The 25,775-nt window shown below is 72.9% G+C and carries 28 protein-coding genes and 1 pseudogene; 16 read left to right on the top strand and 13 right to left on the bottom strand.

The window, feature by feature from the left end; genetic code table 11:
• Positions 1–20 precede the first annotated feature (20 nt).
• Entirely contained in the window at positions 21–431 is a 411-nt protein-coding gene (locus tag ACNF49_RS15710) for an organic hydroperoxide resistance protein (protein ID WP_357972200.1), read from the bottom strand.
• A gap of 89 nt (positions 432–520) precedes the next feature.
• Between ACNF49_RS15710 and ACNF49_RS15705 the strand changes: the two genes are divergently transcribed.
• The 4 genes from ACNF49_RS15705 to ACNF49_RS15690 all read left to right on the top strand — a co-directional run bounded on the left by ACNF49_RS15705 (position 521) and on the right by ACNF49_RS15690 (position 4,862).
• Entirely contained in the window at positions 521–1,093 is a 573-nt protein-coding gene (locus tag ACNF49_RS15705; protein ID WP_482944164.1) for a TetR/AcrR family transcriptional regulator, read from the top strand.
• A 357-nt stretch (positions 1,094–1,450) separates the two neighbouring features.
• A complete protein-coding gene (locus tag ACNF49_RS15700; RefSeq protein ID WP_482944163.1) occupies positions 1,451–3,016 on the top strand; it encodes a sulfatase family protein in 1,566 nt (521 codons plus the stop codon).
• A 103-nt stretch (positions 3,017–3,119) separates the two neighbouring features.
• Positions 3,120–4,385 (top strand): alpha/beta hydrolase, encoded by a 1,266-nt coding sequence (locus tag ACNF49_RS15695; RefSeq protein WP_482944162.1) that lies wholly within the window; start codon positions 3,120–3,122, stop codon positions 4,383–4,385.
• A gap of 54 nt (positions 4,386–4,439) precedes the next feature.
• The gene (locus ACNF49_RS15690; protein WP_357972208.1) at positions 4,440–4,862 is read left to right on the top strand and encodes a hypothetical protein; all 423 of its coding nucleotides are present in this window, start codon (positions 4,440–4,442) and stop codon (positions 4,860–4,862) included.
• Positions 4,863–4,886: 24 nt separating this feature from the next.
• Here ACNF49_RS15690 and ACNF49_RS15685 read toward each other — a convergent pair whose 3' ends face one another.
• A complete protein-coding gene (locus ACNF49_RS15685) occupies positions 4,887–5,381 on the bottom strand; it encodes a hypothetical protein (protein ID WP_482944161.1) in 495 nt (164 codons plus the stop codon).
• Positions 5,382–6,029: 648 nt separating this feature from the next.
• On the opposite strand from ACNF49_RS15685, the gene ACNF49_RS15680 reads away from it, so the two are divergent.
• Together ACNF49_RS15680 and ACNF49_RS15675 are read left to right on the top strand one after the other, a co-directional pair.
• The gene (locus tag ACNF49_RS15680) at positions 6,030–6,554 is read left to right on the top strand and encodes a hypothetical protein (RefSeq protein ID WP_482944159.1); all 525 of its coding nucleotides are present in this window, start codon (positions 6,030–6,032) and stop codon (positions 6,552–6,554) included.
• 168 nt (positions 6,555–6,722) lie between these two features.
• Complete coding sequence (locus ACNF49_RS15675) at positions 6,723–7,307, top strand: phospholipase (RefSeq protein WP_498702499.1); 585 nt, start codon at positions 6,723–6,725, stop codon at positions 7,305–7,307.
• On the opposite strand, the gene ACNF49_RS15670 is transcribed toward ACNF49_RS15675, so the two are convergent.
• A complete protein-coding gene (locus tag ACNF49_RS15670) occupies positions 7,227–7,892 on the bottom strand; it encodes a TetR/AcrR family transcriptional regulator (protein WP_357972216.1) in 666 nt (221 codons plus the stop codon). The two genes, ACNF49_RS15675 and ACNF49_RS15670, sit on opposite strands and share 81 nt — an antisense overlap.
• 71 nt (positions 7,893–7,963) lie before the next feature.
• Positions 7,964–9,184, bottom strand: a complete 1,221-nt coding sequence (locus ACNF49_RS15665; protein WP_482944157.1) for a cytochrome P450 — start codon at positions 9,182–9,184, stop codon at positions 7,964–7,966.
• Positions 9,185–9,400: 216 nt separating this feature from the next.
• Between ACNF49_RS15665 and ACNF49_RS15660 the strand changes: the two genes are divergently transcribed.
• The 6 genes from ACNF49_RS15660 to ACNF49_RS15635 all read left to right on the top strand — a co-directional run bounded on the left by ACNF49_RS15660 (position 9,401) and on the right by ACNF49_RS15635 (position 14,513).
• Positions 9,401–9,715 (top strand): ArsR/SmtB family transcription factor, encoded by a 315-nt coding sequence (locus ACNF49_RS15660; RefSeq protein ID WP_482944156.1) that lies wholly within the window; start codon positions 9,401–9,403, stop codon positions 9,713–9,715.
• 103 nt (positions 9,716–9,818) lie between these two features.
• The gene (locus tag ACNF49_RS15655; RefSeq protein WP_482944155.1) at positions 9,819–10,706 is read left to right on the top strand and encodes a TIGR03620 family F420-dependent LLM class oxidoreductase; all 888 of its coding nucleotides are present in this window, start codon (positions 9,819–9,821) and stop codon (positions 10,704–10,706) included.
• 83 nt (positions 10,707–10,789) lie between these two features.
• A complete protein-coding gene (locus ACNF49_RS15650; protein ID WP_357972227.1) occupies positions 10,790–11,155 on the top strand; it encodes an antibiotic biosynthesis monooxygenase family protein in 366 nt (121 codons plus the stop codon).
• A 103-nt stretch (positions 11,156–11,258) separates the two neighbouring features.
• A complete protein-coding gene (locus ACNF49_RS15645) occupies positions 11,259–13,259 on the top strand; it encodes a sensor histidine kinase (protein ID WP_482944154.1) in 2,001 nt (666 codons plus the stop codon).
• Between the two features lie 81 nt (positions 13,260–13,340).
• On the top strand, positions 13,341–13,547 hold the full coding sequence (locus tag ACNF49_RS15640) for a hypothetical protein (protein WP_357972232.1): 207 nt from the start codon (positions 13,341–13,343) through the stop codon (positions 13,545–13,547).
• A 96-nt stretch (positions 13,548–13,643) separates the two neighbouring features.
• Positions 13,644–14,513, top strand: coding sequence for an HTD2 family dehydratase (locus tag ACNF49_RS15635; RefSeq protein ID WP_482944153.1), 870 nt, complete (start codon positions 13,644–13,646; stop codon positions 14,511–14,513).
• 37 nt (positions 14,514–14,550) lie between these two features.
• Here ACNF49_RS15635 and ACNF49_RS15630 read toward each other — a convergent pair whose 3' ends face one another.
• Positions 14,551–15,114, bottom strand: a complete 564-nt coding sequence (locus tag ACNF49_RS15630) for a TetR/AcrR family transcriptional regulator (protein ID WP_357972238.1) — start codon at positions 15,112–15,114, stop codon at positions 14,551–14,553.
• A gap of 91 nt (positions 15,115–15,205) precedes the next feature.
• Between ACNF49_RS15630 and ACNF49_RS15625 the strand changes: the two genes are divergently transcribed.
• Both ACNF49_RS15625 and ACNF49_RS15620 read left to right on the top strand, forming a co-directional pair.
• Positions 15,206–15,589, top strand: coding sequence for a nuclear transport factor 2 family protein (locus tag ACNF49_RS15625; protein WP_357972241.1), 384 nt, complete (start codon positions 15,206–15,208; stop codon positions 15,587–15,589).
• Positions 15,590–15,597: 8 nt separating this feature from the next.
• Positions 15,598–16,602, top strand: a complete 1,005-nt coding sequence (locus tag ACNF49_RS15620) for a zinc-dependent alcohol dehydrogenase family protein (RefSeq protein WP_482944152.1) — start codon at positions 15,598–15,600, stop codon at positions 16,600–16,602.
• A gap of 5 nt (positions 16,603–16,607) precedes the next feature.
• Here the strand turns inward: ACNF49_RS15620 and ACNF49_RS15615 are convergent, their stop codons facing one another.
• The 3 genes from ACNF49_RS15615 to ACNF49_RS15605 form a co-directional block, all read right to left on the bottom strand.
• Positions 16,608–17,474 (bottom strand): hypothetical protein, encoded by an 867-nt coding sequence (locus tag ACNF49_RS15615; protein WP_357972246.1) that lies wholly within the window; start codon positions 17,472–17,474, stop codon positions 16,608–16,610.
• Positions 17,467–18,042 (bottom strand): RNA polymerase sigma factor, encoded by a 576-nt coding sequence (locus ACNF49_RS15610; protein WP_357972249.1) that lies wholly within the window; start codon positions 18,040–18,042, stop codon positions 17,467–17,469. The genes ACNF49_RS15615 and ACNF49_RS15610 overlap by 8 nt, the downstream gene beginning before the upstream one ends.
• A 73-nt stretch (positions 18,043–18,115) precedes the next feature.
• Positions 18,116–18,346: a DUF6289 family protein gene (locus ACNF49_RS15605; RefSeq protein ID WP_357972252.1), complete on the bottom strand. Its 231-nt coding sequence runs from the start codon at positions 18,344–18,346 to the stop codon at positions 18,116–18,118.
• 191 nt (positions 18,347–18,537) lie between these two features.
• Between ACNF49_RS15605 and ACNF49_RS15600 the strand changes: the two genes are divergently transcribed.
• Positions 18,538–20,826, top strand: coding sequence for a polysaccharide lyase 8 family protein (locus tag ACNF49_RS15600; RefSeq protein ID WP_482944151.1), 2,289 nt, complete (start codon positions 18,538–18,540; stop codon positions 20,824–20,826).
• A gap of 16 nt (positions 20,827–20,842) precedes the next feature.
• On the opposite strand, the gene ACNF49_RS15595 is transcribed toward ACNF49_RS15600, so the two are convergent.
• From ACNF49_RS15595 to ACNF49_RS15580, 4 genes are read right to left on the bottom strand one after another with little or no spacing between them, the layout of a single operon-like run.
• On the bottom strand, positions 20,843–21,811 hold the full coding sequence (locus ACNF49_RS15595) for an NAD(P)/FAD-dependent oxidoreductase (protein WP_482944150.1): 969 nt from the start codon (positions 21,809–21,811) through the stop codon (positions 20,843–20,845).
• The gene (locus tag ACNF49_RS15590; protein ID WP_482944149.1) at positions 21,808–22,089 is read right to left on the bottom strand and encodes an FAD-dependent oxidoreductase; all 282 of its coding nucleotides are present in this window, start codon (positions 22,087–22,089) and stop codon (positions 21,808–21,810) included. Before ACNF49_RS15590 ends, ACNF49_RS15595 begins: the two co-directional genes overlap by 4 nt.
• A 40-nt stretch (positions 22,090–22,129) precedes the next feature.
• Positions 22,130–23,740, bottom strand: a complete 1,611-nt coding sequence (locus tag ACNF49_RS15585; protein WP_482944148.1) for a multicopper oxidase family protein — start codon at positions 23,738–23,740, stop codon at positions 22,130–22,132.
• Entirely contained in the window at positions 23,733–24,161 is a 429-nt protein-coding gene (locus tag ACNF49_RS15580; RefSeq protein ID WP_482944147.1) for a hypothetical protein, read from the bottom strand. Before ACNF49_RS15580 ends, ACNF49_RS15585 begins: the two co-directional genes overlap by 8 nt.
• Before the next feature lie 105 nt (positions 24,162–24,266).
• Between ACNF49_RS15580 and ACNF49_RS15575 the strand changes: the two genes are divergently transcribed.
• Positions 24,267–25,166: a LysR family transcriptional regulator gene (locus tag ACNF49_RS15575; protein WP_482944146.1), complete on the top strand. Its 900-nt coding sequence runs from the start codon at positions 24,267–24,269 to the stop codon at positions 25,164–25,166.
• A gap of 11 nt (positions 25,167–25,177) precedes the next feature.
• Here the strand turns inward: ACNF49_RS15575 and ACNF49_RS15570 are convergent.
• Positions 25,178–25,761: pseudogene (locus tag ACNF49_RS15570) on the bottom strand (pyridoxal-phosphate dependent enzyme).
• Between the last annotated feature and the right edge of the window lie 14 nt (positions 25,762–25,775).

The raw sequence follows: 25,775 nt of genomic DNA, 5'->3' as shown, positions 1-25,775 counted from the left end.
CTTCCGGGAGGCGGATCCCGTCACTCGACGATCAGGTTGACCGGGATGTTGCCGCGGGTGGCGTTGGAGTAGGGGCAGACCTGGTGGGTGGCCTCGACCAGCTCGCGGGCGACCTCGGGGGCGATGTCGTCGGGCAGCTCGACGCGGAGCGTGGCGTCGAGCTGGAACCCGCCCGCGCCGTTGGGCGACAGGCCGATCTCCGCCGTGACGGAGGCGTCGGAGACGTCGATCCGCTTCTGCCCGGCCACCAGCCGCATGGCCGAGGCGAAACAGGCGGCGTAGCCGGCGGCGAAGAGCTGCTCGGGGTTGGTGCCCTCGCCGTCGCCGCCCAGCTCCTTCTGCAGGGCCAGCTTGACGTCCAGCCTGCCGTCGGAGGTGACCGCGCGCCCGTCGCGGCCGGCCGAGGTGGCGATGGCGGTGTACATGCTCATGACCGGTTGCCCTTCGTTTTGCTAGACAGACCTGTCTGTCTAGTTCGTTGAGCCTGAGACTAGACAGGTCTGTCTGGTAGCGTCAAGGGGTGAGCGCAGAGACGGTGAAGGACCCCCGCCCGAGTCCGGCCCGCATCCGGGTCCTGGAGACGGCGGCGCGGCTGTTCTACGCCGAGGGCGTGCACTCGGTGGGGATCGACCGGATCATCGCGGCGGCGGGCGTCGCGAAGGCGACCTTCTACCACCACTTCCCGAGCAAGGACGAGCTGGTCCGGGCGTACATCGCCGAGCAGGGTGCGGTGCAGCGGGCCCTGGTCGACACGCTGCGCGCGGACTCACCCCGGGAGACGCTGGCGGCCGTCTTCGCGTTCATGTGCGAGTTCGGGTCCGGCGCCGGTTACCGCGGCTGCCCGTTCGTCAACACGGCGGCCGAGTACCCGGATCCGGCGCATCCCGTACGGAAGGCCATCGCCGAGCACCGGCGCTGGCACCGCGACCTGTACCGCGACCTCCTGGCGGCCGACGGCCACACCGACGCCGAACGCACCGCCGACATCCTCCTCCTGGTCAGGGACGGCCTGGTAGTGGGCTTCGACCTGGACGACCCGGCCACCGTCCGCGCCACGGTCCAGGAAACCCTGACCCGCATCCTCACCCCCTGACCCACCCCCCACCCGCCACACACCTCCGCGCGCCTCACACCCTCCGCCCTCCGCACTCATCCACGCCCTTCGCGCTCACCGCCCTTCGCGTCCTCCCCCTTCGCGTCCCCCCCTTCGCACCCTCCGCCCTGCGTGCCCTCGCCATTCCGGCCCTGCGCGCCCTCCGCGTCCTTTGGCGCCCTTCACCCCCTTCGCCCTTCGCACCGCAGGCCGCTTGAGCTGGGGGGATGGGAGTGGGGGAGGTGGTGGTTTGGTGGTTTGTGGGTAGTTTGTCTGGTATTACTGGGCAGCGCCGTTGCTCCCTTTCGCACCGTTTACGAGGCAGGCATGTCGTTGTCCCGAAATATCAGGAGAAGTGTGGCTGCGGCGGTGGCCGCCGTCCTCGCTCTGCTCATCGCCTCGCCCACGCCTCCGGCGGCCGCCGACACCCCCGCCCGGCCCAACATCATCTTCTTCCTCGTCGACGACCTGTCGGCCGACCTGCTGCCCTACATGGACACGGTCCGCGGCCTCGCCGAAGGCGGCACCACGTTCACCGACTACTACGTGTCCGACTCGCTCTGCTGCCCCTCCCGGGCCTCGATGTTCACCGGCCAGTTCCCGCACAACACCGGCGTACGGACCAACCAGGGCTACGACCGCGGCGGCTACGAGGCGTTCGCCCGGCACGAGAGCCGCACCTACGCCGCCTCCCTCCACCAGGCCGGCTACCGCACGGGCTACCTGGGCAAGTACATCAACGAGTACCCCGCCCGCCCCGGCTACCAGGTGCCGACCGGCTGGGACGAGTGGCACGTCTCCGCGGGCGGCGGCTACAACGAGTTCAGGTACCAGCTCACCCGCTACGTCAGGGAGGAGTCGGGCGACCGGCGCCCGATCGCCCCCTCCAGGGGCGACTACCTGGTCGACGAGCTGGCCCAGCGCGCGACCGGCTTCATCGAGCGTTCCCGCGAGCACGCCCCCGACCGGCCGTTCTTCCTCCAGGTCTCGCCCTTCTCCCCGCACAACCGGGTGGACGTCAAGCCCGGCGACACCGAACCGCGTTTCCCGCCCGCGCCGCGCGACCGCCCGAAGGACCGCTTCCCGGCCGGCGAGTTCCCGCACGGCGACTGCGGCGGCCCCGACTGCGACGGCATCGACGTGACCACCCTGCCCTCCTACGACGAGGACACCGCCGACAAACCCTCCTGGGTCCGCCGGGCGCCGATCGAGGCGAAGCGCGCCGAGGAGCTGCGCGAGGACTTCCGTGACCGGATCCGCATGGTCCAGTCGGTCGACGACATGGTGGGACGGGTGCTGTCCACGCTGACCGAGCCGGAGCGCCGCAACACCTACGTCGTGTTCGCCAGCGACAACGGCTTCCACCTCGGCCAGCACCGCCTGGTACGCGGCAAGTCCACCCCCTACGACCACGACGTACGGGTCCCGCTGCTGGTGAGGCGGCCGGTCACCGGAGAGCACGACCGGCGGGTGACCGGCGCGATCGCCCAGAACGTGGACCTGTTCGCGACCTTCCTCGACATGGCCGGCCTCGCCCCGGCGATCCGCGACAGCCGGGACGGCCGCAGCCTGCTCCCCCTCATCCAGGGCCGGCAGGTCGCCGACTGGCGGCAGGCGGCGCTGGTCGAGCACGTCAGGCCCGACCCGCGGACGCCCGGCAGGCCCGACCCCGACGCCGACCGGCTGAAGCAGGGCAACGCGCAGCCGCCCACCTACAACGCCGTACGGACCGCAGGAGAGCTGTACGCCGAGTACGAGGGCGACCCGAAGCCCGAGTACTACAACACCGTCACCGACCCCCACCAGGAGTCCAACGACCCCGGCAACGCCCGGACGGCGTACCTGGCCGGGGTCCTGCGCGGGCTGACGGCGTGCGGCAGGCCCGGCGCGCCCGACTGCTGGACGGCCGCGCATCTGCGCTGAGGCGTACGGCAGAAGTTGACCTCCTTCGGTCCGGCGGTTGACGCGCCGGCCGCCGGTCCCCTCGTAAGTTGGGGCGGTCGGGAGCCCGAACCGAAGGAGAACGATGCGGTTCACGTCCGCCCTTGCCGGATTACTGATGTTCGCAGGCACGTTCGCAGGCACGGGGGTGGCCCAGGCGGCGCCCACGCAGGCGGCCACCGGAGCGGCCGGGTGCGCGGCCGTGCTGCCCCGGCCCGACGGCCACGGCATCACCTGCCTCGACGTGCGACGTCGCCCGCAGAGCGACGACTCGGAGCTGCGGGACGTCACGATGACCTCGACGGCGATCTTCCAGCCGTCCGGCGGCACCCCGGTCATCGACCCGCTGTCGCGCCCGATCACCGTCCGCGTCTACCTGCCGAAGGACTACGACCCCTCGCGCGCCACCCCCTACCGGGCGCTCTACCTGCTCAACGGCGGCGGCGACGACTACGACTCGTGGACCACCAAGGCCGACCTCGTCTCCCTTGTCCGGACCGCGGGCTCCTTCGACGGCATCGTGGTGATGCCGACCGGCGGGATGACCGGCTGGTACGCGGACTGGGCCGGCCGTACGGACGGATATTTCGCGCCGAAGTGGGAGACGTACCACATCGAGCAGCTCATCCCGTGGATCGACGCCAACTTCAACACCGTCGCCGACCGGTCGGGACGCGGCCTGGCGGGCCTGTCCATGGGCGGCTACGGCACGCTGCGGTACGCGGCCGCGCACCCCGGCGTCTTCTCGGTGATCGGCGCCTTCTCGCCCGGCATCGACCTGCGGGCCAGGCCCGCCCAGCGCACGATCTCCGACTCCATGTGGCAGTCGGGCGCGGCGATCGAGCTGACCGACCTGGGCGAGTTCCGCGTCAACAAGTACGACAACGGCGGCCCGCTGCCCGTCCTCGACCAGGAGGTGCAGCGCCGCTACCGCCTGGACACCCTGTTCGGCCCGCACACCACCACGGTCTTCCACGGCCGCACGGTCGACGACTGGCCCGCCGCCAACCCCGCCGACCTGGTCACCCAGGGCAGGTACGCCCCCTACGACGGACGGCTGGCCCTGTACGCCGGCGGCTGCGCGAGCCTCCCGCGCGTCCCGGACGGCACCGGGCCCGCGCCCGCCGCGTGCGGCTACGACACCAGGGCGAGCGACGACGCCGCAGGCGTCAGCGAGCCGATCCTCGGGGCGTACGCGAGCGAGTTCGACGCCACGCTGACCGGCCTCGGCGTCGGCCACCGCTACTGCTACAGCAGGGGCGGCCACGACTGGAACGCCTGGTCGGCCTACCTGGTCGACTTCCTCCGGTACGCCTACGGCACCGCCCCCGCCCGCTGCCCCTCACTCTGACGCCTCAGCCCGCTTCCAAGTCGGCCACAAGTACCGGCCGGTAGTCCTGGACCGGTGACGAACCATCTTCCGACCCGCGTCCTGACCGCCCTGGGCGCCGCCGTCCTCACGCTGATCGCGCTGAGCACGGCGGCTGCCGCCGACCCCGCGAGCTGGAGGTGGGGCGCCCTGCACTCGGCCGACGGCCTGGCGACCGCCCGGGGCAAGGTCGTGGCGGGCCAGTCGGGCCTGGCCGTGACCGGCACCCTCGACGACGACCGCGGCAAGGGCTGCTCGTGGGTCCTGATCAGGTACCAGAGCGCGAGCAACGGCCGCTGGCGCACGCACGGGGTCTACAACTGCCTGCCGGGCACCGGCTCCTTCCGCAAGAACGTCGGCGGCGCGCTGCAGATCCGGGCGCAGGTGTGCCGCGGCAACGGCGCGCGGCCCGTCGGCCGGTGCTCGCGGTGGCGGACGATCTACACCCAGGGCGGCTGACGCCCGTCCCGCCGTCCCCGGGCGTCAATCGGCGCGCTTCTTGCTGGCGATGATGTAGAGCACCAGCTCGCCGCAGGCGCGGCAGACCGTCATGTCCCCGTCGGCTCCCACGTGGGCGGGGACGGCCCGCGCGCCGCAGAACGCGCACGGCCGCTCCACCGGCTCCCGCTCGCCCCGCACGGTCCCGGCCGTCGCCAGCAGCGCGCACCCGAGGCAGATCGAGACCGACTTGCCGACGACGAGGTCGGCGGGGTCCGGCGCCGAGCCGCAGAAACCGCACTGGAACACCGCTGTCACCCCGATCCAGTCGCTCGGGCGCGCGTGCTCGCCGGACAACACCATCCGCAGCACGCGCAGGCAGCGGCCGGCGACCTCGTCCGTGACGCCCGCCCGCTCGAGTTCGGCCCGGAGCTCCGTCCGCGCGCCGGGGTCCTCGGGCGGGAGCGCCTTCAGCAGACCGAGCAGCGCCTCGTCGAGCGCGCGCAGGGCGTCCGCGGCGGAGGTGACGAGATCACTCATGCCGCGCCGCCGGTGAGCGGCGGGCCCGGAATGCCATGCGCTTCCTGGTACGCCCTCGCGCGGCCGAGCCATTTGCCCGCGCGGCTTCTGCGTAATATCGCGATCCACATCCACCGTGCGTTATCGGCGGCCGTGCCGGAAACGCTTCCCGACGATGACCGTTCTAGAATTCCGCACCACCCCGAGTCAATGGACGGGACCTCCGGGCCGAAGGGCATGAATTCATGCGCCCGGAAATCGGCGGCGAACTCGGGCCGGCCGGCGTGAAGGAGCGCCGGAGCACCAGGCGCGGGCTTCATCTCCTCAGCCCCTGCCACCACCTGCCAAAAACCCGCAGCTCACGGCCGCGTGACGGCGCCTGGCGGGCACGCCGGCAGGCGCCCCGGGGTGTCGAGTATTCGCATCCTTAAGCAGGGTCACGCATTCCCTCATTTCCGGCGGAGGCGCGGGCGCCCCTTTCGCGGCCATCATCGCCCCGGCCCAATAAAGCGTCAACGGGGAGGGCCCTACATTTTCCCTATATTGCGGCGTGGCGCCGTCTTGCGCGCCCCGGGTTGTCCCGGCACGCTGGCAGACGTGGCGGATAACCGTACTGGAAAGGGCCGCGCGCGAGCGGCGCGCAGATGGTCGGCCGCGCCGCGCAGCCAAATGTTCAGCCTTCCGGAAATCCTCGCCAAGCTCGCCGACCCCGACCGCGAGGCGCCCGGCGATCCGGAGCTGCGTGACTTGTTCGAACGCGACCAGGACGACCGGCGCGACGGCGTGCCCGGCGACGGCGACGAGCGCGGCCTGGCCCGGCGGGCGCGCTGCATGGAGAAGTTCGCGGCCGGAGAGGTGCGCTCGCCGGGCGACTACTACCACCTGGCCACGGTGATGCAGCACGGCGGGCTGGCCGAGCACTACCACCTGGCCTTCGAGCTGGCACGGCGGGCGGCCGACGCCGGTTGCCGGCCCGCCCGCCGGCTGGCGGCCTCGGCCCTCGACCGGTGGCTGCTGCACATGGGCCTGCCCCAGCGCTACGGCACCCAGTACGTCGACACCGGCGGCCGCTGGTCCCTCTACCGCGTCGACCCCGTCACCACGGACGCCGAACGCACGGTCTGGGACGTCCCGCCGCTGGCCGAGGCCCTGGCCCAGGCCGAGGAGATGAACCACGCCGACGGCCTGGGCTGACGCCGACGCCTGACCACCCCGGCCTCGGACGATGAACGGCCGGCCCGCGGTTCAGAAAGCGGACACGACCTTTGCCACGGGTTTTCCCGGAATTCCCAGGTCGCGGCGGGCCGGCGGGCGAACCTGACCATGAAATGTTCCCGTCCCGGTCGAAACAGGCAGGTTCCCATGGTCAGACGGGCTCTCGTGGCGCCGGTCCCGCTCGCTCTCTCGCTGGTCGCCGCCCTCGCGGTCGCGCCGCCGGCCCAGGCGGTGACGCTGGAGGAGAAGCTCTCCGCGCTCTCGGGGTTCACGCAACCCACCGCCTCCAGCGCCGAGGCCTGGCGGGACGCCTGGGCCGACCGGGGGTCGTGGGCCGACTTCGACTTCGACTGGTCGAGCGACGGCTGTACGAGCAGCCCCGACCAGCCGATGGGCTTCGACTTCTCGATCCCGTGCCGGCGGCACGACTTCGGCTACCGGAACTACCAGGCCGTCGGCGACTTCCCGGCGAACAAGGAGCGCATCGACAAGGCGTTCTTCTTCGACCTCAAGCAGGTGTGCACCCAGTACTCGATCTTCCGTCAGCCGAGCTGCAACGCGCTGGCCAAGCTGTACTACCAGGCGGTCCGCCACTACGGCGCCCCTCGCGGCACCGGCGGGGAGATCGTGCGCGTACCGGACAGGGACTCTCTAAGGCAGCAGGGCGCCGCTGAGTCCGCAGACGGCGGTGACAAGATGTTCGCCCAGAGCCCGCCAGGATTCTTCGACTGAACCGGCGGCGGCGTGGCCGGCCGCCAGGTCGGCCTCCAGCTCGGCGCTCATGTGGACGACGAGCAGCCGGATCATCGCCGTCTGCCGCTCGGACAGCTCGCGCTCCCGGTCACGCATCGACGGCGGGCGCAGCAGCTCCAGCCGGCGGAACGAGGGCGTGCTCAACGTCGCCCGCGCCGCGTACTCGCGCAGGGACGGCTCCACGACGGCCTGGGCGAGGAACCGCCCGTACCAGGACGGGGTGCCCAGCTCGATGTGGTGCTCGATGCTCGGCGCGATCGCGCACGTGATCCAGTCGCGCAGCGACACCTCGCCCGACGTCTCCAGCGCGGCCACCATCGGCAGGCGGTGCCGGTCGATGGCGGCCGCGTGACGGGACAGGATCGCGTGGATCAGCTCGTCACGGGTGCTGAAGTGGTATTGGACGGCGGACTTGTTCCGCTGGCCCGCGGCCTCGCGGATCATCCTGATCGACACGTGCGCGAAGCCGTGCTCGGCATAGAGCCGCTCCGCGGTCTGCATGATCCTGTCCTTGGCCCGGATCGAGCGGGGAGACGGCGCGGCGACCGCCGTACTGACGTCCATGACCGGTCCTCGATCTCGTTTCCACCACCGTCCCCGAACGCTATCCCATGCCGCCGGCGGAGGTCAGCGGGTCACCAGGTGACCCATACGTCCTGGAGGCCGCCGGACAGGCCGCCCGTGCGCAGCCGCAGCTCGCCGGGGTCGTCGCGGAGCCGCAAGCCGGGCAGCCGCCGCGTCAGCAGGTCCAGGACGACCTGCAGCTCCACCCTGGCCAGCGGCTGGCCGAGGCAGTAGTGGCGGCCGGCGCCGAAGGTGAGGTGCTGGCCGCTGTTCTCCCGGCGCGGGTCGAACCGGTCGGGGTCGGCGAACTTGGCCGGGTCGCGGTTGGCCGCCGGGATGTTGGGGATCAGCGTGCTGCCGGCGGGCACGGTGATCCCGCTCAGCTCGACGTCCTCGGTGATGAAGCGGGGCACGCCGCCGATGGCCGACAACGTGCTGTCCAGCCGCAGGACCTCCTCCACGGTACCCGGGACCAGGTCGGGGTCGTCGATCACGGCCTCGTAGCGCTGCCGGTCGGACAGCAACATCGCCGTCATGATGGCGATCATGTTGGACGTGGTCTCGTGGCCGGCCAGCAGCAGCCCGCGCACGGTGGCGATGAGCTCGTCCTGGCTGAGCCTGCCGTCCTCGGCGTCGGTGATCTGGGTCAGCTCGCTGAGCAGGTCGTCGCCGGGGTCGGCGCGGTTGCGGTCGATCAGGTCCGACACGTACGCGTTGAACTCCCGGTAGGCCGTGTCGACCTCCTCCTGCGTGTTGCGCGTCAGGGTCAGCATCGTGCGCGACCAGTGCGCGAACTTGTCCTGGTCCGAGCTCGGCGCGCCGACCAGCGCGCAGATGACCCGTACCGGCAGGGGCAGGGCCAGGCCGGACGACAGGTTGCCCGGGGAGCCCTTGGCCAGCATGGAGTCGAGGAGGTCCTCGGCCATGGCCTGGACCCGGGGGCGCCAGACCTCCATCTTCCGGGCCGTGAACCAGCGGCTCAGCAGGCGCCGCCAGCGCATGTGGCCCTCGCCCTCGCCGATGTCGCCGGCGTCCTTGCGCCGGTTGAACAGGCCGCCGTCCTCGGTGGTGGACAGCCGGGCGGCGCCCTCGCGGGCGAGGTCGCGGCTGAAGCGGGGGTCGGCCATGACGGCGCGGGCGTCGTCGTACCTGGTCACCAGGGCCGCCACGTCGCCGCTGGGCAGGCGTACGTGGGCCACGGGGCATTTCTCCCGCAGGTCGGCGAGTTGTGGGGGCGGTTCCAGCGCCGTGGGGCGGTCGAAGGGGAAATCGGGGATCGCGTCAGCGGTCATGCGTCCTCCAGCTTGAAAGCCCGACACTTCGGAATATAAGGCGATCGCCTTATTTGAGGCAATCGTCTTGACTGGATGGATTACTGCGGGTGCGGAAAATCTCCCGAGGCGTTGCCTCGCCTTGGGAAACCCCACCGCCTCCGAGCTGGCACGCATCGGGTTACCGCGATACGTCGATGACTCACTATGATCGCGTCCATGGCGGAGGCTCCACTTATGACCGATTCCGAGCTGTCCGAGGCGCTGCGGGCGCTGGCGAACCCGATCCGGCTGCGGCTGCTGTCGTGGTTGCGGGAGCCGGGGCGCCATTTCTCCCTGGAGGGAGCGATCGCCGACCCGATGGAGGTCGGCGTGTGCGTGACGCACATCCAGGCCCGGGTGGGCCTGGCGCAGTCGACGGTGTCGGCGTACCTGAGCGAGCTGCAGCGCGCGGGGCTGGTACGCGCCACCCGCGTGGGCAAGTGGACGCACTACAAGCGCGACGAGCGGCGCATCGCCCAGCTCGTCGCCACGCTCGGCCGCACGCTGTAGGAGCCGCACCCGCTCGCCTACGGCAGAGGCCGGTTTCCATATATCGACATTTTGCGATATGTCTATCCTTCTAACGATCGACATGACGATGAGGGGATGTCCCATGGGCAGCATCGACGGCCTGGACCTCGGCACGTACGGGATCTACACGTTCGACTTCGAGCACGTGCCGGCCGCGCACATGCGCGAGTCGATCCAGGAGCTGGAGGAGCAGGGGTGGGGGGCGTTCTGGATGCCCGAGCTCCTGGGCCGCGAGGCGCTCACGCACGCCGGTTTCCTGCTGTCGTGCACGCGGCGGATGCACATCGTGAACGGCATCGCCCAGATCTGGGCCCGCGAGGCCAGGTGGACGTACGGCGCGGCCCTGCTGCTGGCCGACGCCTACCCCGACCGGCACGTCCTCGGCCTGGGTTTCGGCGGCGAGCCCCGCGCCGGGACGACCCCGCTGACGGCCATGCGGGCCTACCTCGACGAGCTGGACGAGCTGGAGACCGTCAACCCCGTCCCGAAGTCAGGCGTGCGCCGCCTGCTGGCCGCGTACGGACCCAAGATGCTCGAACTGGCCCGCGACCGCGCGGCGGGCGCGCAGACCTACCACGTCAACGTCGCGCACACCGCCGAGTCACGGCGGCTCCTCGGCCCGGACGCCTTCCTGGCCGTCGAGCATCCGGTGCTGTTCGAGACCGACCCCGCCAAGGCCCGCGCCGCCGCCCGCGCGCACCTGCGCCCCTACCTGAGCACCCCGTACAACGTGGCGAAGTTCCGGCGGCTCGGGTACGCGGAGGACGAGATCACCGGCGGCGGCAGCGACCGCCTGGTGGACGACTTCGTCTTCTGGGGCGACCTGGACACCGTCGTCGGCAAGCTGCGCGGACACGTGGACGCGGGCGCCGACCACGTCGCCGTGCAGGTGATCGGGATCGAGCCGGGCCGGACGGCGATGCCCCACTGGCGCGAGCTGGCCGGCGCCCTCTCCCCCGGCCGCGCCTGAACGCCACCCAGATATACAAACGATCGGTCGTTAATATAGTTTGGTGGCATGACATCCGACACCACCGCCGGGCCGTGCGCCGCATGCTGACCTCACGCTGGATCCCCGGCCCCGAGAGCGACCGCCCGGGGCCGCTGGTCGCCGCCCTGACGGACTTCCGCATGCGGCGGCTGCTCGACCTGCCCGGCATCGCCCGGCACGGCCGGTCCCTGAGCCGCCACTGGCCCGGCCTGCCGGGCGCGGTGGGCATGTGGCTCTGGGCGGACCTCGCCGGCCGCCGGGTCGGCTCGCTGTCGGTGTGGCGGAGCGAGGAGGATCTGCGGGGGTTCGTCCGGTTGCCCGAACACGTCGCGATCATGCGCGCCTACCGCGACCGGGGCACCCTGCGCTCCCGTACGTGGCCCGTCGACGTCCTCGACCGGAGCGTCCTGCTGCGGTCACTGCGCTGACCCGCTCCTCGCCGGTCGATCCGGCCGGCGGGCCCGCTCATGGCGGACCGTTCCGCGGGCACGCTAGGGTCGGGCGGGAACGGCAGCCGGAAGGCGGGGACGGATGGCGTGGGCAGCCCGGGTGGTCGCCGTCGTCATGGCCGTGGTCTCGCCGGTGCTGGTGCTCGCGGCGGTCCTGATGTACGCGGCGCTGCCGCCGGAGTGGCGGCTGCCGGAGATCTTCAGCCCGCTGGCCGCGGCGGGGGTCACCTTCCCGGCCTTCAGCGCGTTCCTCATCGTGCACCGGCCGCGGCTCAGGCTGGCGTGGCTGATGTGCGCGGGCGGTCTCGGCGGCGCGGTCAACACGTTCTGCCAGTCGGCGATGCTGGCCGCCGCGGCGGGCAGGGATCTCGCGCTGGCGGGGCTGCTGAGGTTCCCCGCGCAGGTCGGCTGGGCGGTGTCCGGGCTGCTGCTGGAGATGTTGCTGCCGCTGTACTCCCCCGACGGCAGGCTGCCGTCGCGGCGCTGGCGTCTGGTGGTGCTGCTCGGCGCGGTGTCGACCGCGGTGGAGCTGGCCCACATGTTCCTGCGTCCCGACCCGCCGGCCGAGGGCTATCCGCTGCCCGCGGTCATCCCCAACCCGTTACAGGTCCCGGAGCTGGCGCCGATCTGGCCGGTGGTGACGGTGGTGGCCTGGACCGGGATCCTCTCGACGCTGCCGCTGGCGGCGTGGTCGATGTTGCTGCGCTTCCGCCGGGCCGACCCGGTCGTGCGGCGGCAGATCGGCTGGCCGCTGTTCTCCTTCGGCGGGTACATCGTCTTCATGCTCGCCGGCGTCGTCGTGCCGGAGCTGTACTGGTTGTCGATCGGGTGGGCGGCGATCATCCCCGTGTCGATGGTGATCTCGGTGACCCGCTACCGGCTCTACGGCATAGACACCGTCGTCAGCCGGACGTTCGTCGCCGCCGGGCTGCTGGCCGTGGTCGGCGGGGTCTACTTCGGGGTGGCCACGCTGTCGAGCCTGCTGGTGTCGGGGTACCACCAGGTCGCCGGGCTCGCCTCCGCGCTGCTCACGGGCGCGTTCTTCCAGCCGTTGCGGCGGGCGCTGCAGCGCGCGGTCGACCGCCTGCTCTACGGGCCGGTGGGCGATCCGCGCGTGCTGGCCGAGCGGCTGGCGCAGGAGGTGCGCCGGGGCGATCCGGCGCAGGCGCTGGCGGCGGTGATCGGCGTGCTGCGCGAGGGCCTGGCGGTACGCGGCGTCGCCATCGAGGTGACCAGCGGCGAGCCCGGCCACCCGGTCAGCGTGGCGAGCACGGACCGCGGGCAGGTCGGCGACTCCCCGCGCGAGGTGCCCCTGATCTGGCACGGCGAATGGGTGGGGCGGCTCCTGGTCGGCCCGCCCGCCGCGCGCCGCTTCCCCGCCGCGCACGACGAGCGGGTGCTGGACACGCTGGTCCCGTACGCGGCCGACGTGGCCCACGCGGTCCGCTTGGCCGCCGACCTGCAACGTTCTCGCGAACGTATGCTGGCCGCCCGCGAGGAGGAGCGCCGCCGGCTGCGCCGGGACCTGCACGACGGCCTCGGCCAGACGCTCAGCGGGCTGGCCATGACCGTCAACATGGCCCGTCTCAGCCTGAAGAGCTCGCCGGAGGCGGCCGACGGGCTGCTGCGCGAGCTGCGTACCGGTATGGACGCCGTCACGGGCGACCTGCGGCAGCTGGTCTACGGCCTGCGCCCGCCCGCCCTGGACGACCTGGGCCTGGCCGCCGCCGTACGGGCGCTGGCCGCGCCGGACGGCCCAGCCGCGGAGGTGATCGCCGAGGGCGACCTGACCGGCCTGCCCGCCGCCGTCGAGGTGGCCGTCTACCGGATCGCGCAGGAGGCGCTGACGAACGTGCGGCGGCACGCGCGGGCCACCCGCGTCCGGGTCGAGCTGCGCCGCGAGCCCGGCGCGCTGCGGCTGCTGGTCGCCGACGACGGCAGGGGCCTGCCGCCGGAGCACCGGTCCGGCGTCGGCCTGACCTCGATGCGCGAGCGCACGGCCGAACTGGGCGGGATCTGCCTGGTCAGCGGCGCCCCGGGCGCGGGCACCACGGTGGAGGTCATGCTGCCCGTCCAGCCCTGACCGTGCGCCTTACCGGCCGGACGCCCGCTTGTCACATAGAGTGCTGGACGATTACTCTCGGTAACTCCCATGGAGGTGTCCATGAAACTCAAGGGCCGTATCGCCTGCGCCATGGCCGGTGGCGCGCTGCTGACCGTCGCGCTCACCACCCCGGCCGCCGCCGACTCGCTGGCCGCCGGCGGGCCCGTCGGCGCGCTGCTCCAGCCGGTGCTGGACGTGTTCAACATGGTCAACGACACGTCCACCCTCGGCGCCCTGCTGCCCGGCGGCATCATCACCGCCCGCTGACGTTCGCCCTCCCCCCGGGGCGACCGCGCTCTGCCCTGCGGGCCCGGCCGGGGCGTACCGTGGTTCGCGGCGGTCACGGCGGAGGGCGGTAGCAGCGTGCAGGGGTGGGAGCCGTCGACTGTCGTCAGTGACGAGCTGGTCGACCCGTCGCCGGTCGCCGCGCTCGCGGCCCTGTTCGACGACGGCGTGCCGGTCCCGGGACCGGGCGCGGAGCTGCCGCCGCTCTGGCATTGGGCGGCGCTGGCGCGCTGGCCCGTCTCGTCCGTGCTGGGGGGCGACGGGCATCCCGTACGCGGCTCGTTCCTGCCGCCCGTCGGCCTGCCGCGGCGGATGTTCGCCGGGGGCGAGGTCGTGTTCCACGGGCCGCTGCGGGTCGGCGAGACCGTACGCAGGCAGAGCACGGTGGAGTCGGTCACCGAGAAGTCCGGGCGGTCGGGACGGCTGGTCGTGGTGGTCGTGCGCACCCGGCTGACCGACCAGGACGGCAGTCCCGGGCTGGAGGAGCGGCAGGACCTGATCTACCGCGAGGCCGTGGCGCCCACCGGCCCGGCGGCGACGGCCGAGGAGGCCGTGGCGGCGCGTGCCGCCGGTTCCCCGTTCCGCAGGGCGGGCACCTGGGAGTGGCACTTCGACACCGATCCGACCCTGCTCATGCGGTTCTCCGCCGCCACCGCCAACGCCCACCGCATCCACTACGACTGGCCGTACGCCACCCGCGTGGAGGGATATCCCGGCCTGCTGGTGCACGGGCCGCTGATGACCCTCGCCCTGGCCGAGACGCTGCGGCTGGAGAGGCGTCCCGAGCGGGTGAGGCGGGTCGCGCACCGCAACAACCGGCCGCTGTTCTGCGGGCAGCCGGCACGCCTGCTGGGCCGCAGCACGTCGGACGGCTTCGCGCTCGACCTGGTCGGCCCTGAGGGCGCGACGACCGGCCCGCACACCACCCTGACCGTGACGGCCGGGTAGGCACCGCCCACGACCTCCGAAGACCGCGCGCCGCCCGTCAGGGGGCGATGACGTGTTCGGCGAGCTCGCGGGCGGCGGCGGCCGGAGCGGTGCCGGGGCGGGTCGCGCCGACGGCGAGGGTGCCGTCGATGAGGATGAGGAGCTGGTCGGCGGCGTGGTCGGGACGCGGGTGGCCGAGCGCGGTCAGCTCGCGCGCCAGCAGCTCGTGCACGTGCCGGCGGTAGTCGCGGGTGATCTCGTGCGCGGGGTGACCGGGGTCGGTCAGGCCGAGGTCGGCGGCCAGGTAACGGCAGCCGTGGAAGCCGGGCATGGCGACGATCTCGCCGATCCGGTCGAAGACGGCCAGCAGGCGCTCGCGCGGGTCGTGGCCGGCGGCGTCCATGGTGCGGCGGTAGTCGGCGGCGTCGGCGTCGGCGGCCGACCTGAGCACCTCGACGATCAGGCCGTCCTTGCCGCCGAAGTGCTCGTACAGCGAGCGCCGGGCCACGTTGGCCGCCTTGAGCAGGGCGTCGACGCCGACGTTGACGCCCTGGCTGTAGATCAGCTGGTCGGCGGCCGTCAGCAGGCGCTCCCGGGGGCCCGGTCCCGTACGAACTGTCATGCCTTCAGGTTGCCACGGGTTGACGAGTAGATCAACCGGTCGATATACATAGATAGACTGATCGATCTACCCGCTTCCTTCTGGAGGAACCGTGTCCTTCCCATCCACCGCCGACGTCATGGAGCGCTTCAACCGGGCCTTCGTCGAGCGTGACCGCGGCCTGCTCGACGACCTGGTCGCCGAGGACTGCGTGATGGAGTCCGTCCAGCCGGCCCCCACCGGCGAACGCGTCACCGGCCGCCAGGCGTGCCTGGACTGGTGGGGCGCGCTCGTGGACGACCTGACCAGCGCGTTCGAGCCGCAGGAGGTCATCGTCGCCGGTGACCGCGCCACCATCCACTGGCACTACCGCTACGGCCCCGGCCCCTCCGACTGGGTCAGCGGCGTGAACCTCATGCGCGTCCGCGACGGGCGGATCGTCGAGGCACTCGGCTTCAGCAAGACCGCCGGCGAAGTTCCCCTGGCCACCGCCTGATGGACGTCATGCGCAGCTACCACGTCGACAGCGGAGCCGGCGTCGACGGCCTGTCGATCAAGGAACACCCCGTCCCGACTCCCGGCCCCGGGCAGGTGGTGGTCGCGGTACGCGCCACCTCCCTCAGCTACCGCGAGCTGATGATCCTGCGCGGCGACTACGTGCTCCCGGTGAAACCGGACGTGGTGCCGGTCTCCGACGGCGCCGGCGAGGTCGTCGCGACCGGCCCCGGCGTCGAGTCGGTCGGCGTCGGCGACCGGGTCACCGCCACCCTCTTCCCGAGCTGGCAGGACGGCCCGTTCGCCCTGCGGCACCTGCCGCAGCTCGGCGGCTCGCTGGACGGCATGCTCACCGAGTACGCGCTGCTCGACGAGCACGCGCTCGTGCCGATCCCGGCCCACCTGTCCTACGAGGAGGCCGCGACGCTCCCCTGCGCCGCGGTCACCGCCTGGAACGCCCTGACCGGCGACGGCTCCGGCCCGCTGCCCGGCCGGACCGTCGTCACCCAGGGCACCGGCGGGGTGTCGCTGTTCGCGCTGCAGTTCGCCAAGGCGCTGGGCGCCCGGGTGATCGCCACGACCAGCAGCCCGGCCAAGGCCGAACGCCTGTACGCGCTGGGCGCCGACGAGGTCGTCGACTACCTGGCCACCCCCGACTGGGCGGCCAGGGTGCGCGAGCTGACCGCGGGCGAGGGCGCGGAACACGTCATCGACGTCGTCGGCGATCTCGGGCTGTCGCTGGCGGCCACCGCGATCGGCGGCCAGGTCGCCAGCGTCGGGTTCGTCCTCGGCGACCCGCCGCCCCTCGATGCGCGGGCGGTCTTCCGGTCGGGAGCCACGCTCCGGGGCATCGCCGTCGGCAGCCGCGCGCAGTTCCTGGCCATGAACCGGCTCATCGAGGCCAACCGCCTGCGCCCGGTCATCGACCGTGTCTTCCCTTTCGACCGGGCGCCCGACGCCTACCGCCACTACCTGTCGGGCGGGCCGTTCGGCAAGGTCGTGATCACCGTGTGAGCCGGTCAGCCCCGAGCACCGACCGGGCGCAGCGGGCGGGGCGTGACCTGGAGCTTCACCACGCCCTCGCGGTACGCCAGCGCCTCCCAGACGAGCCAGTCGTCGCCGACGTCGGCGGCGCCGACGGGCTCATAGGTGAGTTGGAACTTCCCTTTCATGCCGTCGATGAAGTTGATCTCCGTGTTGCCGGGATCGTCGCGCACCCGCTCGTAGACGGCTTCCAGGCCGCGTCCGCGGAGCTCGGCGCGCACGTCGCCCACCCGGCGGTCCTTCACCGTGACGCCTTCGAGCCTCTCGCCCGGCTCCGTCGCCCCGGCGGCCGCCCGGTAGAGCTCGTCGCGGACGGCGGGCCTGCCGAGCTGGGCACGCACCGGCCCCTCGAAGCCGGCGGGGACGCGGAAGGTGAGCCGGCACCCCGCCTGGCCGATCCGGCAGCCTTCGGGTTCCAGGCCGCCCTGGAACTCGCCGGCCGGCCGGACGCCCCTGACCAGGATGAGGTCCCCCACCCGCGCGGGCGAGGCCGGTACGAGCTGAAGCTCGACGTCCAGGCCCACGGCGGTGAACGCCTCGGCGTACATGGCGGACTCGGCGAGCGGGTCCTTGATTCTGGCCACCCATGCGTCGCCCTCCCGGGTGACCGCGATGGCCGCGTTGGCGTACGACGTCACCACTCCGGGCGGCAGCGCCGACAGGACCGCCAGCAGGACGGCCGCGAGGATCGCCGTCACCGGCGCGAGCACCAGCAGCCGCCCGCGCCCGCGCCGTGACCGCGCGGCTTCTCCGGGCCGCCAGCCGATCCGGGCGGCCAGCTCGCCGGGGTCGGGCAGCGGGATCTGCGACCTCATCCGCTCGATCTGCTCGATCTCACGCATCGGCGGTTCCTCCAAGCGCTTCGCGCACCTTCGTCCGGGCTCTGTTCAGGCGCGAGCGCACGGTGCCCACGGGGATGTCCAGCACGTCGGCGACCTGCTGGTAGCTCAGCTCGCCCCAGGCGGTGAGCAGCAGCACGTCGCGGTCGCCCTTGCGTAAGGCGGCCAGCGCGGCGGCCAGCCGAGGGCTCTCCGCCTGCGCGCTGACCTGCTCGGCGACGCGATCGGCGTGACCGTCCAGCACCGGGTCCACGCCGGTGCGCGTCAGCGCGCGCAACATGCGCAGCTCGGACCGGTGGTGCCGGCTGATCAGGTTGGTGGCGATCCGCCACAGCCACGGCCGCACCTCGCCCCGGGCGGGGTCGTAACGGGCGCGGATCCTGAAGGCCGTGTGGAACGTCTCCGCCACGATGTCGTCGGCGAGGTCGCCGCCGAGGCGCCGGGCGGCGTAGCGGTGCAACGGCGGGGCGTGCCTGCGGAACACCTCGCCGAAGCAGCCGGGATCCTCCAGGGAACGCGCGACCAGCAGCGCGTCGTCTCTCTCGTCGCCGAGCAGGTCAGGTGGGCCCATCGATGTCCTATCGCCGTAGCGGGCTTACACCCGTTACTAGCCCGCTACGGCGTCAGGGGTTCGCGGGCGGCGCCTAGCAGGGGGTCTCGTAGAACTGCGGGTACGAGCCGCGGGTGCCCACCCACGTCACGTCGCCCACGCAGTTCTCGTACTTGACGCCGACCACCGTGGTGCGGGTGGAGTCGCTGTAGTAGTACGTCTCGCAGTGGAAGTCGATCTGGCAGGCGCGGGCCTGGGCGGGCGAGCCGACGACGGTGAGGGCGCCGAGGGCGAGCAGGACGGCGAGCGATGCGCGGCGAATCATGGAGATCCTCTCTGACGCGAGGAAGCGCTACTGCCCTCGATGATCGATCGCCGGAGCGAACAGTTCAATACGGTTCATGGCAGTTCAATGTGGTTGATGCCGGGTACCCCGTCGCGAAGGCGAAATGATCGCCCCTGTCACCGACATAGGATCTTTTCATCTGGTAGATGGCTGATTGTCGAAAGGCTTCCATGACCCACCCCCTCAGCCGCCGGTCCGCCCTGCTGGGGGCCGCGGCCGTGGCCGGAATCGCTCTGTGGGAGAAGCCGGCCGAGGCGGCCGGCGCCGCCGCGTTCGACGCGGCCCGGGAGCGATGGGTGAGCCTGCTGGCCGGCGCCACGTACGACCCGGCCTACCTGGACAAGACGCAGGCCGTCGAGGGTTCGGCCAACGCGGTGCTGCGCAAGATGAACCCCGCTCCCGGCCGGCCCAGCCTCTGGCCCGACCTGCCGCTCGACGACCCCCGTACGGGCAACTTCAACCGCGCCTACAACCGCATGCGCACGCTGGCGCTCGGCTGGGCCACGCCGGGCACCGACATGCACCGGGACCAGCGGGTCGCCGAGACCGCGGCCAGGGCCCTGGACTTCCTGTACGAGCACGCCTACCGCGAGGGCCTCGACCGCCGCGGCAGCAACTGGTACTGGTGGGAGATCGGCGTCCCGCGCGCGCTGACCGACACCTGCGCCCTGCTCTACGACGGGCTGCCCAAGGACGACCTGCGCCGCTGGCTGCGTCCGCTGCGCCACTGGTGCCCCGACCCCGAGCGCCGCGTCAGCCACCCCGGCGTCGTCGAGACCGGCGCCAACCGGGCGAGCAAGGCCATGGCGGTGGCGATGCGCGGGCTGCTCACCCACGACGCCCGCCTGCTCAAACGGGCCAGGAAGGCCGTCTCCGACCTGCTGCGCCGCACCGGCGGGCCGGGCGACGGCTTCTACCGCGACGGGTCCTTCATCCAGCACGGCGTGTTCCCCTACAACGGCAGCTACGGCGTGGACTATCTGGAGAGCGTGGCCAAGCTGATCGCCATGCTCGCCAGATCACCGTGGGAGATCCGCGACATCGGGAACGTCTACGACATCGTCGACCGTTCGTTCACGCCGTTCATCTTCGACGGGCTGATGATGGACTGCGTGCGCGGCCGGCAGATCTCGGTGCAGGGCCACCGCGACCACCACTCCGGGCAGAAGGCGGTCGAGGCCATCCTGACGCTGCTGGAGACGGCGCCCGAGCGCCACGCCCGGCGCTGGCGGCCGATGGTGAAGGGCTGGCTCACCCGCAACCAGGCCGTCCCGTACGCGGCGGTCGCCCCGCTGGCCGGCGTCGCGCGGGCGCAGGCCCTGCTGGCGGACGCGTCGGTGCCGGTCGGCCCCCGCACGACCGGCACGTACGTCTTCGCCGACATGGACCGGGTCGTGCACCGGCGTCCGACCTGGGCGTACGCGATCGCGATGAGCTCGGAGCGCATCGGCGCGGCCGAGGGCATGAACCAGGAGAACCTGCACGGCTGGTACACCGGTGACGGCATGACGTACCTCTACACCGACGACCTGACCCACTGGAACGACGACCTGTGGCCGACGATCGACCCGTACCGGCTGCCGGGCACCACGGTCGACACCCGCGGGCGCGCCGACCTCCCGCACGGCGCGCGCCGCCGGCCGCCCACCCCGTGGGCGGGCGGCGCGGCGCTCGACGGCGAGTACGGCGTGGCGGCGATGAGGCTGATCGCCGACGGCTCCTCGCTGCGGGCCAGGAAGGCGTGGTTCCTGCTCGACGACGGGGTGATCGCCCTCGGGGCCGGCATCACCGCCTCCGACGGCCGCCGCGTCGAGACCGTCGTGGAGAACCGCAACACCCATGGCGCCCATCCCCCGCTGACCCGCGGCGACGGCTGGGTCCACCTGTCCGGCGTGGCCGGATACGCGCTGCTCGACGGCGCCGAGGCGAAGGTGATCCGCGAGCGGCGCACCGGCCGCTGGCGCGACATCGACACCGGCGCCACCACCGGCGGCGACCGAACCCCCGTCACGCGGCACTACACGACGATCCTGGTCGACCACGGCGTCGATCCGCGCCGGGCCCGCTACGCCTACGCCGTGCTGCCCGACGCCACCGCCGAGCAGACCGCGGCCTACCGCGGGCGGGTCGAGATCCTGGCCAACTCCCGCACGGTGCAGGCCGTCAGCCGGGACGACCTGATCGCCGCCGTGTTCTGGCGGGCGGGGGCCGTCGAGACCCCGCACGGGCCGCTCGCCGCCGACGGCCCGTGCGCCGTGCTGCTCCGCCACGACCGCCACCGGGTCCGGCTGGCCGTCTCCGACCCGTCCAGGACCGCCGACGAGGTGCGGATCAAGCTGCCGTGGCCGGTCAGGTCGGTCAAGGAGGGCGACCGGGGGGTGCGCCGGTCCAAGCGGGCGGTCAAGGTCGAGGTCGGCGGCAGCCGCGGGCACACCCGTACGGCGGTCGTCCGCGTCTGAGCCGGGCCGTCGCCGTTCAGGAGGCGCCGGTGGGCGCGTGCGGCAGCAGCTCCGCCACGGGGAGGCCGGGGTCGGCCAGCCGGCGCGGATCGGCGGTGTGCCCGGCGGCCACCAGGGCCCGGAGGTGGGCGGCGGCGCCCTGGCCGTCCATGGTCAGGGCGGCCACCGGGACGCCGCGGTCGAGCCAGAAGGCGGTGAACCCGGGCTCGCCCGGCTCGCCCCTGGTGACGACGCGGTCGGAGGTGGCGGGGAGGCCGACGTATTCGAGGGTGGAGCCGTACTGCGTGGAGAAGAAGTACGGGACGTGGTCGATGGTGACCGGCTCGCCCACCAGCGTGGCCGCGGCGGCGGTCCCGTGGACGACGGCGTTGTCCCAATGCTCGATCCGGACCGGTTTGAGGTAGCGCGGGTGCCGGTGGCGGGCGACGTCGCCGACGGCCAGCGCGGCCGGGTGCGAGGTGCGCAGGTGGCCGTCGGTGACGATGCCGCCGTCGACGCGCAGCCCCGCCGCCTCGGCCAGCTCGGTGTTGGGGACGACGCCCACGGCGACCACGACGAGATCGGCCGGGACGCGCCGCCCGGCGACGGTGCGCACCGCCTCGACCGAGCCCGTCCCGAGCACCGCCTCGACGCCGTCGCCGGTGAGCAGCTCGACGCCGTGGTCGAGGTGCCGGCGGGCGACGGCGCCGCCGATCCGGTCGCCCAGCACGTGGTAGAGCGGCGTGGGCAGCGGGTCGACGACGGTCGTGCGCACGCCGAGCGCGCGGGCGGCGGCGGCGACCTCGCAGCCGAGCCAGCCGGCGCCGACCACGACGACGGCGGAGGCCGCGCGCAGGGCCGCGCCGAGGCGTTCGCTGTCCTCGCGGTCGCGCAGGTAGTGGACGCCGTCGAGGTCGGCGCCCGGCACCCGGAGGCGGCGCGGGCGGGCGCCGGTGGCGATCAGCACCTGGCCGAACGGCAGCTCCACGTTGCGCCCCAGCTTCACCCGCCGGCCGTCGAGGTCGAGCAGGGTGGCGGGGGCGCCGAGGGCCGGGCGACGTCCTGGGCGGCGTAGAACCGCGGGTCCAGGACGTCGAGCTCGGCGGCCTCGGTGGTGCCCAGCAGGTAGCCCTTCGACAGCGCGGGACGCTGGTAGGGCAGGGGGTGCTCGTCGCCGACGAGCGTGACCGGCCCGTCGTAGCCGTGGTCGAGCCGCAGGGCCCGCGCGGCCTGCGCGCCGGCGAGGCTGGCGCCGATGATGACGATGCCGGGATCGGCGGGCATGGGGACGCTCCTTGTGAACGGACGGGGTGGCGCGAGGGGGTCAGACGACCTGGAGGTTGGCCATCATGGCCATGTCCTCGTGCTCGGCGTTGTGGCAGTGGAAGAGGTAACGGCCGCGGTAGCCGTCGAACCGGGTGATGATCTCCACCGACTCGCCCGGACGCAGGGAGACGGTGTCCTTCAGCCCCGCGTCATGGGGCAACGGCGGACGGCCGCTGCGCGAGAGCACCCGGAAGCCGACCAGGTGCAGGTGGACGGGGTGGTGGACGTCGGCGACCATCCGCCACACCTCGACGTCCCCGAGGCCCACGGTGACGTCGGACCGGGCGGGGTCGAACGGCAGCCCGCCGATCAGCCAGCCGCGGCCGTCGTGCATCCGGCCGGCGCGGAAGGAGAGCTCGCGCACCCGTACGGCGTCCGCCCGCCGCCACTCCGGCAGGTCGGTGGACAACACGCGCGGGACCCGGCTGTCGTCGGCCGCGGCGCGCGCGACCCGGAAGGCCATCACGTCCCTGGTACGGCCCGAGCCGAGCCGGTTGACGATCCGGACGCGCCCGCCGACCGGGACGCGGGCGAAGTCCACGACCACGTCGTAGCGCTCGGCCGGCGCGATCGGCAGGACCTGGTGGGTGACGGGGGCCGCGAGCAGCCCCTGGTCGGCGCCGATCTGCACGAGGTCGAGCCGCCGCCCGTCGTCGAGCACGGCTTCGAGCTCGTAGTGGCGGGCGTTGGAGGCGTTCAGCAGGCGCAGCCGGTAGCGGGCCGCGTCCACCTCGTGCACGGGCCAGGGGGCGCCGTTGACCAGGATCACGTCGCCGAGCACCCCGGCTATGTACGGTTCGAGCACGCCCGGCCGCTCCCGCAGGGTGGGGTCGAGGGCGGGGTAGGCGAGCTCGCCCTCGGCGGTGAACGCCCGGTCCGCGATCATGAGCGGCAGCTCGCGCGGCCCCGCGGGCAGGCCGAGTGCCTGCTCGGCGTCGTCGCGGACGATCTGCAGCCCGGCCAGGCCGCGCCAGATCGCCGGGGCGGTGAAGTCCATCCGGTGGTCGTGGTACCACAGCAACGTCGGCCGCTGGTCCAGCGGGAAGGTGTAGTCCCTGGTGCGCCTGCTCAGCACTGCCCGCGGGTCGCGCATGTTCCCCATCCCGGAGCCGTGTGCCATGTGCATGGTGGGCTCCGTCCAGCCCTCGGGCAGCACGAGGTCGGTCGGGTAGCCGTCGGAGGCGGCCGGGGTGCGCCCGCCGTGCAGGTGGACGACGGTCGGCACGGGCAGGTCGTTGCGGTGGGTCACGGTGATCGGCCGGCCCCGGCGCGCCTCGATCGTCGGCCCGGGGAAGATGCCTCCGTACGTCCAGGCCCGGGTCCGCACGCCGGGCAGGATCTCCAGGGTCGTCTCGCGCTGGACGATCTCGTAACGGTCGGCGCCGCCCGAGGTGCCGGACGGCGCCAGCACGGCGGGGATCGGCAGCGGCACCTGGAACGGCGGCGGCAGCGGCAGGTCGCTGCGCAGCTCGGCGCCGGTGATCGAGGGCCGCCGGGCCATCGCGGCCGAGGCGCCGAGCCCGGTGGCCGCCATCAGCCCGAGCGCGCCGCCGATGCCGAGCGCCTGCCGCCTGGTCACGCCGCGGGCCGGCCGGTCGAGCTCAGGCATCGCGGGCCGCCCGGCGCGGGAAGGGCCGGCGCCACACGTCGATGAACTGCACCGTGAGCGCGGCGACGGTCGCCACCCCCAGCGGGATGTGCAGCCACAACGCGCCGTCGAGCCCGGCGAAGTACTGCGCCGTCTCGGCCGCGACCACCGCCGCCGTGGCCAGGAACGGCCCGCTGCGGCGCAGGCGCGCCCACACCACGATCGCCACGATCAGCTGCAGGTAACCGACGGAGGTGACCACGTCGGCGCCGATGGAGTGCCAGCGCAGGCTGTCGTAGTCGCCGGTCAGGTACACGCCGGCGAACACCGGCTGCCCGGCGATCGCCACCATGTGGGCGCTGACCGTCGCCCGCAACGTCCAGCCCACGGGTGCCGTGCGGCGCGCCGCATCGGCTCGCGGCCCGTCGAGCACGCTGAGCATCGGGGGTCCTCCTCATGTCCGTCCTGGTGAAACGCCTCCGACGCTATGGCTCCCTGGTTATCTTGTCCAAGATCTATATTGCTATGGTGTTATGCGTTGGGAGGCATGATGGATCTGAACGCGCTCCGCCAGTTCCTGGTGGTGGCCCGGCTCGAACACCTCAGCGCCGCCGCCGAGGAGCTGCGCGTCGCGCAGCCGTCCCTGAGCCGGACGATCGCACGGCTGGAGAGCGAGCTGGGCACGCCGCTGTTCGACCGCGGCGGCCGGCTCCGGCTCAACGGCGCGGGCATGCTGTTCCGCGGTTTCGTCGAACGGGCGCTCGGCGAGCTCGACGCCGGACGGCGAGCCGTCGCCGAGGCCGCCGGCGAGGGTTTCGGCACCGTACGCCTGGCCTCGGAGACCTTCCTGACCCTCACCGGGCCGCTCGCGGCCTACAAGCGCGCCCATCCCTCCGTCGAGATCGAGCTCCACTGGGCCCCCGCCGACGACATGACCCGCCGCCTGCGCGCCCAGGAGTTCGACCTGTGCGTCGCCTCCCAGCCGATCCACACCGACGGGCTGGAGGCGGCCGAGCTGCTGGACGAGCCGGTCGGGCTGGTCACCTCGCTCGACCACCCGCTGGCCGGCCGTACGTCGGTGACCATCGACGAGCTGGCCGACCAGCCCTTCGTCACCGCCCGCAAGGGACACTGGCAACGCCGGCTGCTCGACCGGCTCTTCGCCGCCAGGGGCCGCACGCCGCGGATCGTCTGCGAGGGCGACGAGCCCAGCGCCATCGCCGACCTGATCAGCACGGGGCTGGGCATCGGGCTCGTCCCGTCGCTCGCCCGCCGCTCCACCACCCGCGCCCCGCTCACCTGGGTGGACGTCGACGACCCCGACTGCCGCCGTACGCTCACCCTGTTCTGGGGCGCCGACAGCCACCTGTCCACCGCCGCCCGCCTGATGCGCACCACGATCACCAGCTGGGACTGGCTGGCCGGCGAACCCCAGGAGAAACGCTGAGCGGTCGTGGGCTACGGCAGGGGCGGAATGGGCGCGCCGATCCAGCGGCGGTAGGCGTCGACGCCGGGCGCGAGCTCCTTCAGCACGTGCCCCACGCCGGTGGCCAGCGCCCCGCCGCCCAGGGCGATCAGCACGGCGTCGAACGACGGCACGGCCCCGGCCAGTTCCAGGCCGATGGTCGCCGCGCCCTCGCAGGTCTCGACGTCGAGGCTGTCCTCGACCAGCCGGATGCCGTCGTGCCCGGCCATGGCCGCCGCCCGCGCGCGGGCCAGGTCGAAGTCGCCGTCCACGAGCTCCAGCCCGGCGTCGAGGGCGCGGATGCGGTCGAGCTTGGCGGCGGGCGCGGAACGGGGGCCACGACGGTGACGTCGAGCCCCCGCCGGCGGCCGGACCAGGCGAGGGCCTGGCCGAGGTTGCCCGCGCTGGCGCACACCACGGCCCGCGCGCCGCCGTCGGCGAGCAGGCCGGCGACCAGCTCCGTGCCGCGGGCCTTGAAGCTGCGCACCGGGTTCGCCGTCTCCAGCTTGACGCTCACCGCGCACCCGAGGTGGGGCTCCAGCGCCGGGCAGGGGAACAGCGGGGTGTCGAGGAACATGGGGTCGATCATCG

It is taken from the genome of Actinomadura sp. ATCC 39365, from assembly GCF_054392275.1.
The sequence above is the reverse complement of the archived record's forward strand: the minus strand, read 5'-3'. Positions and strand labels throughout refer to the sequence as shown.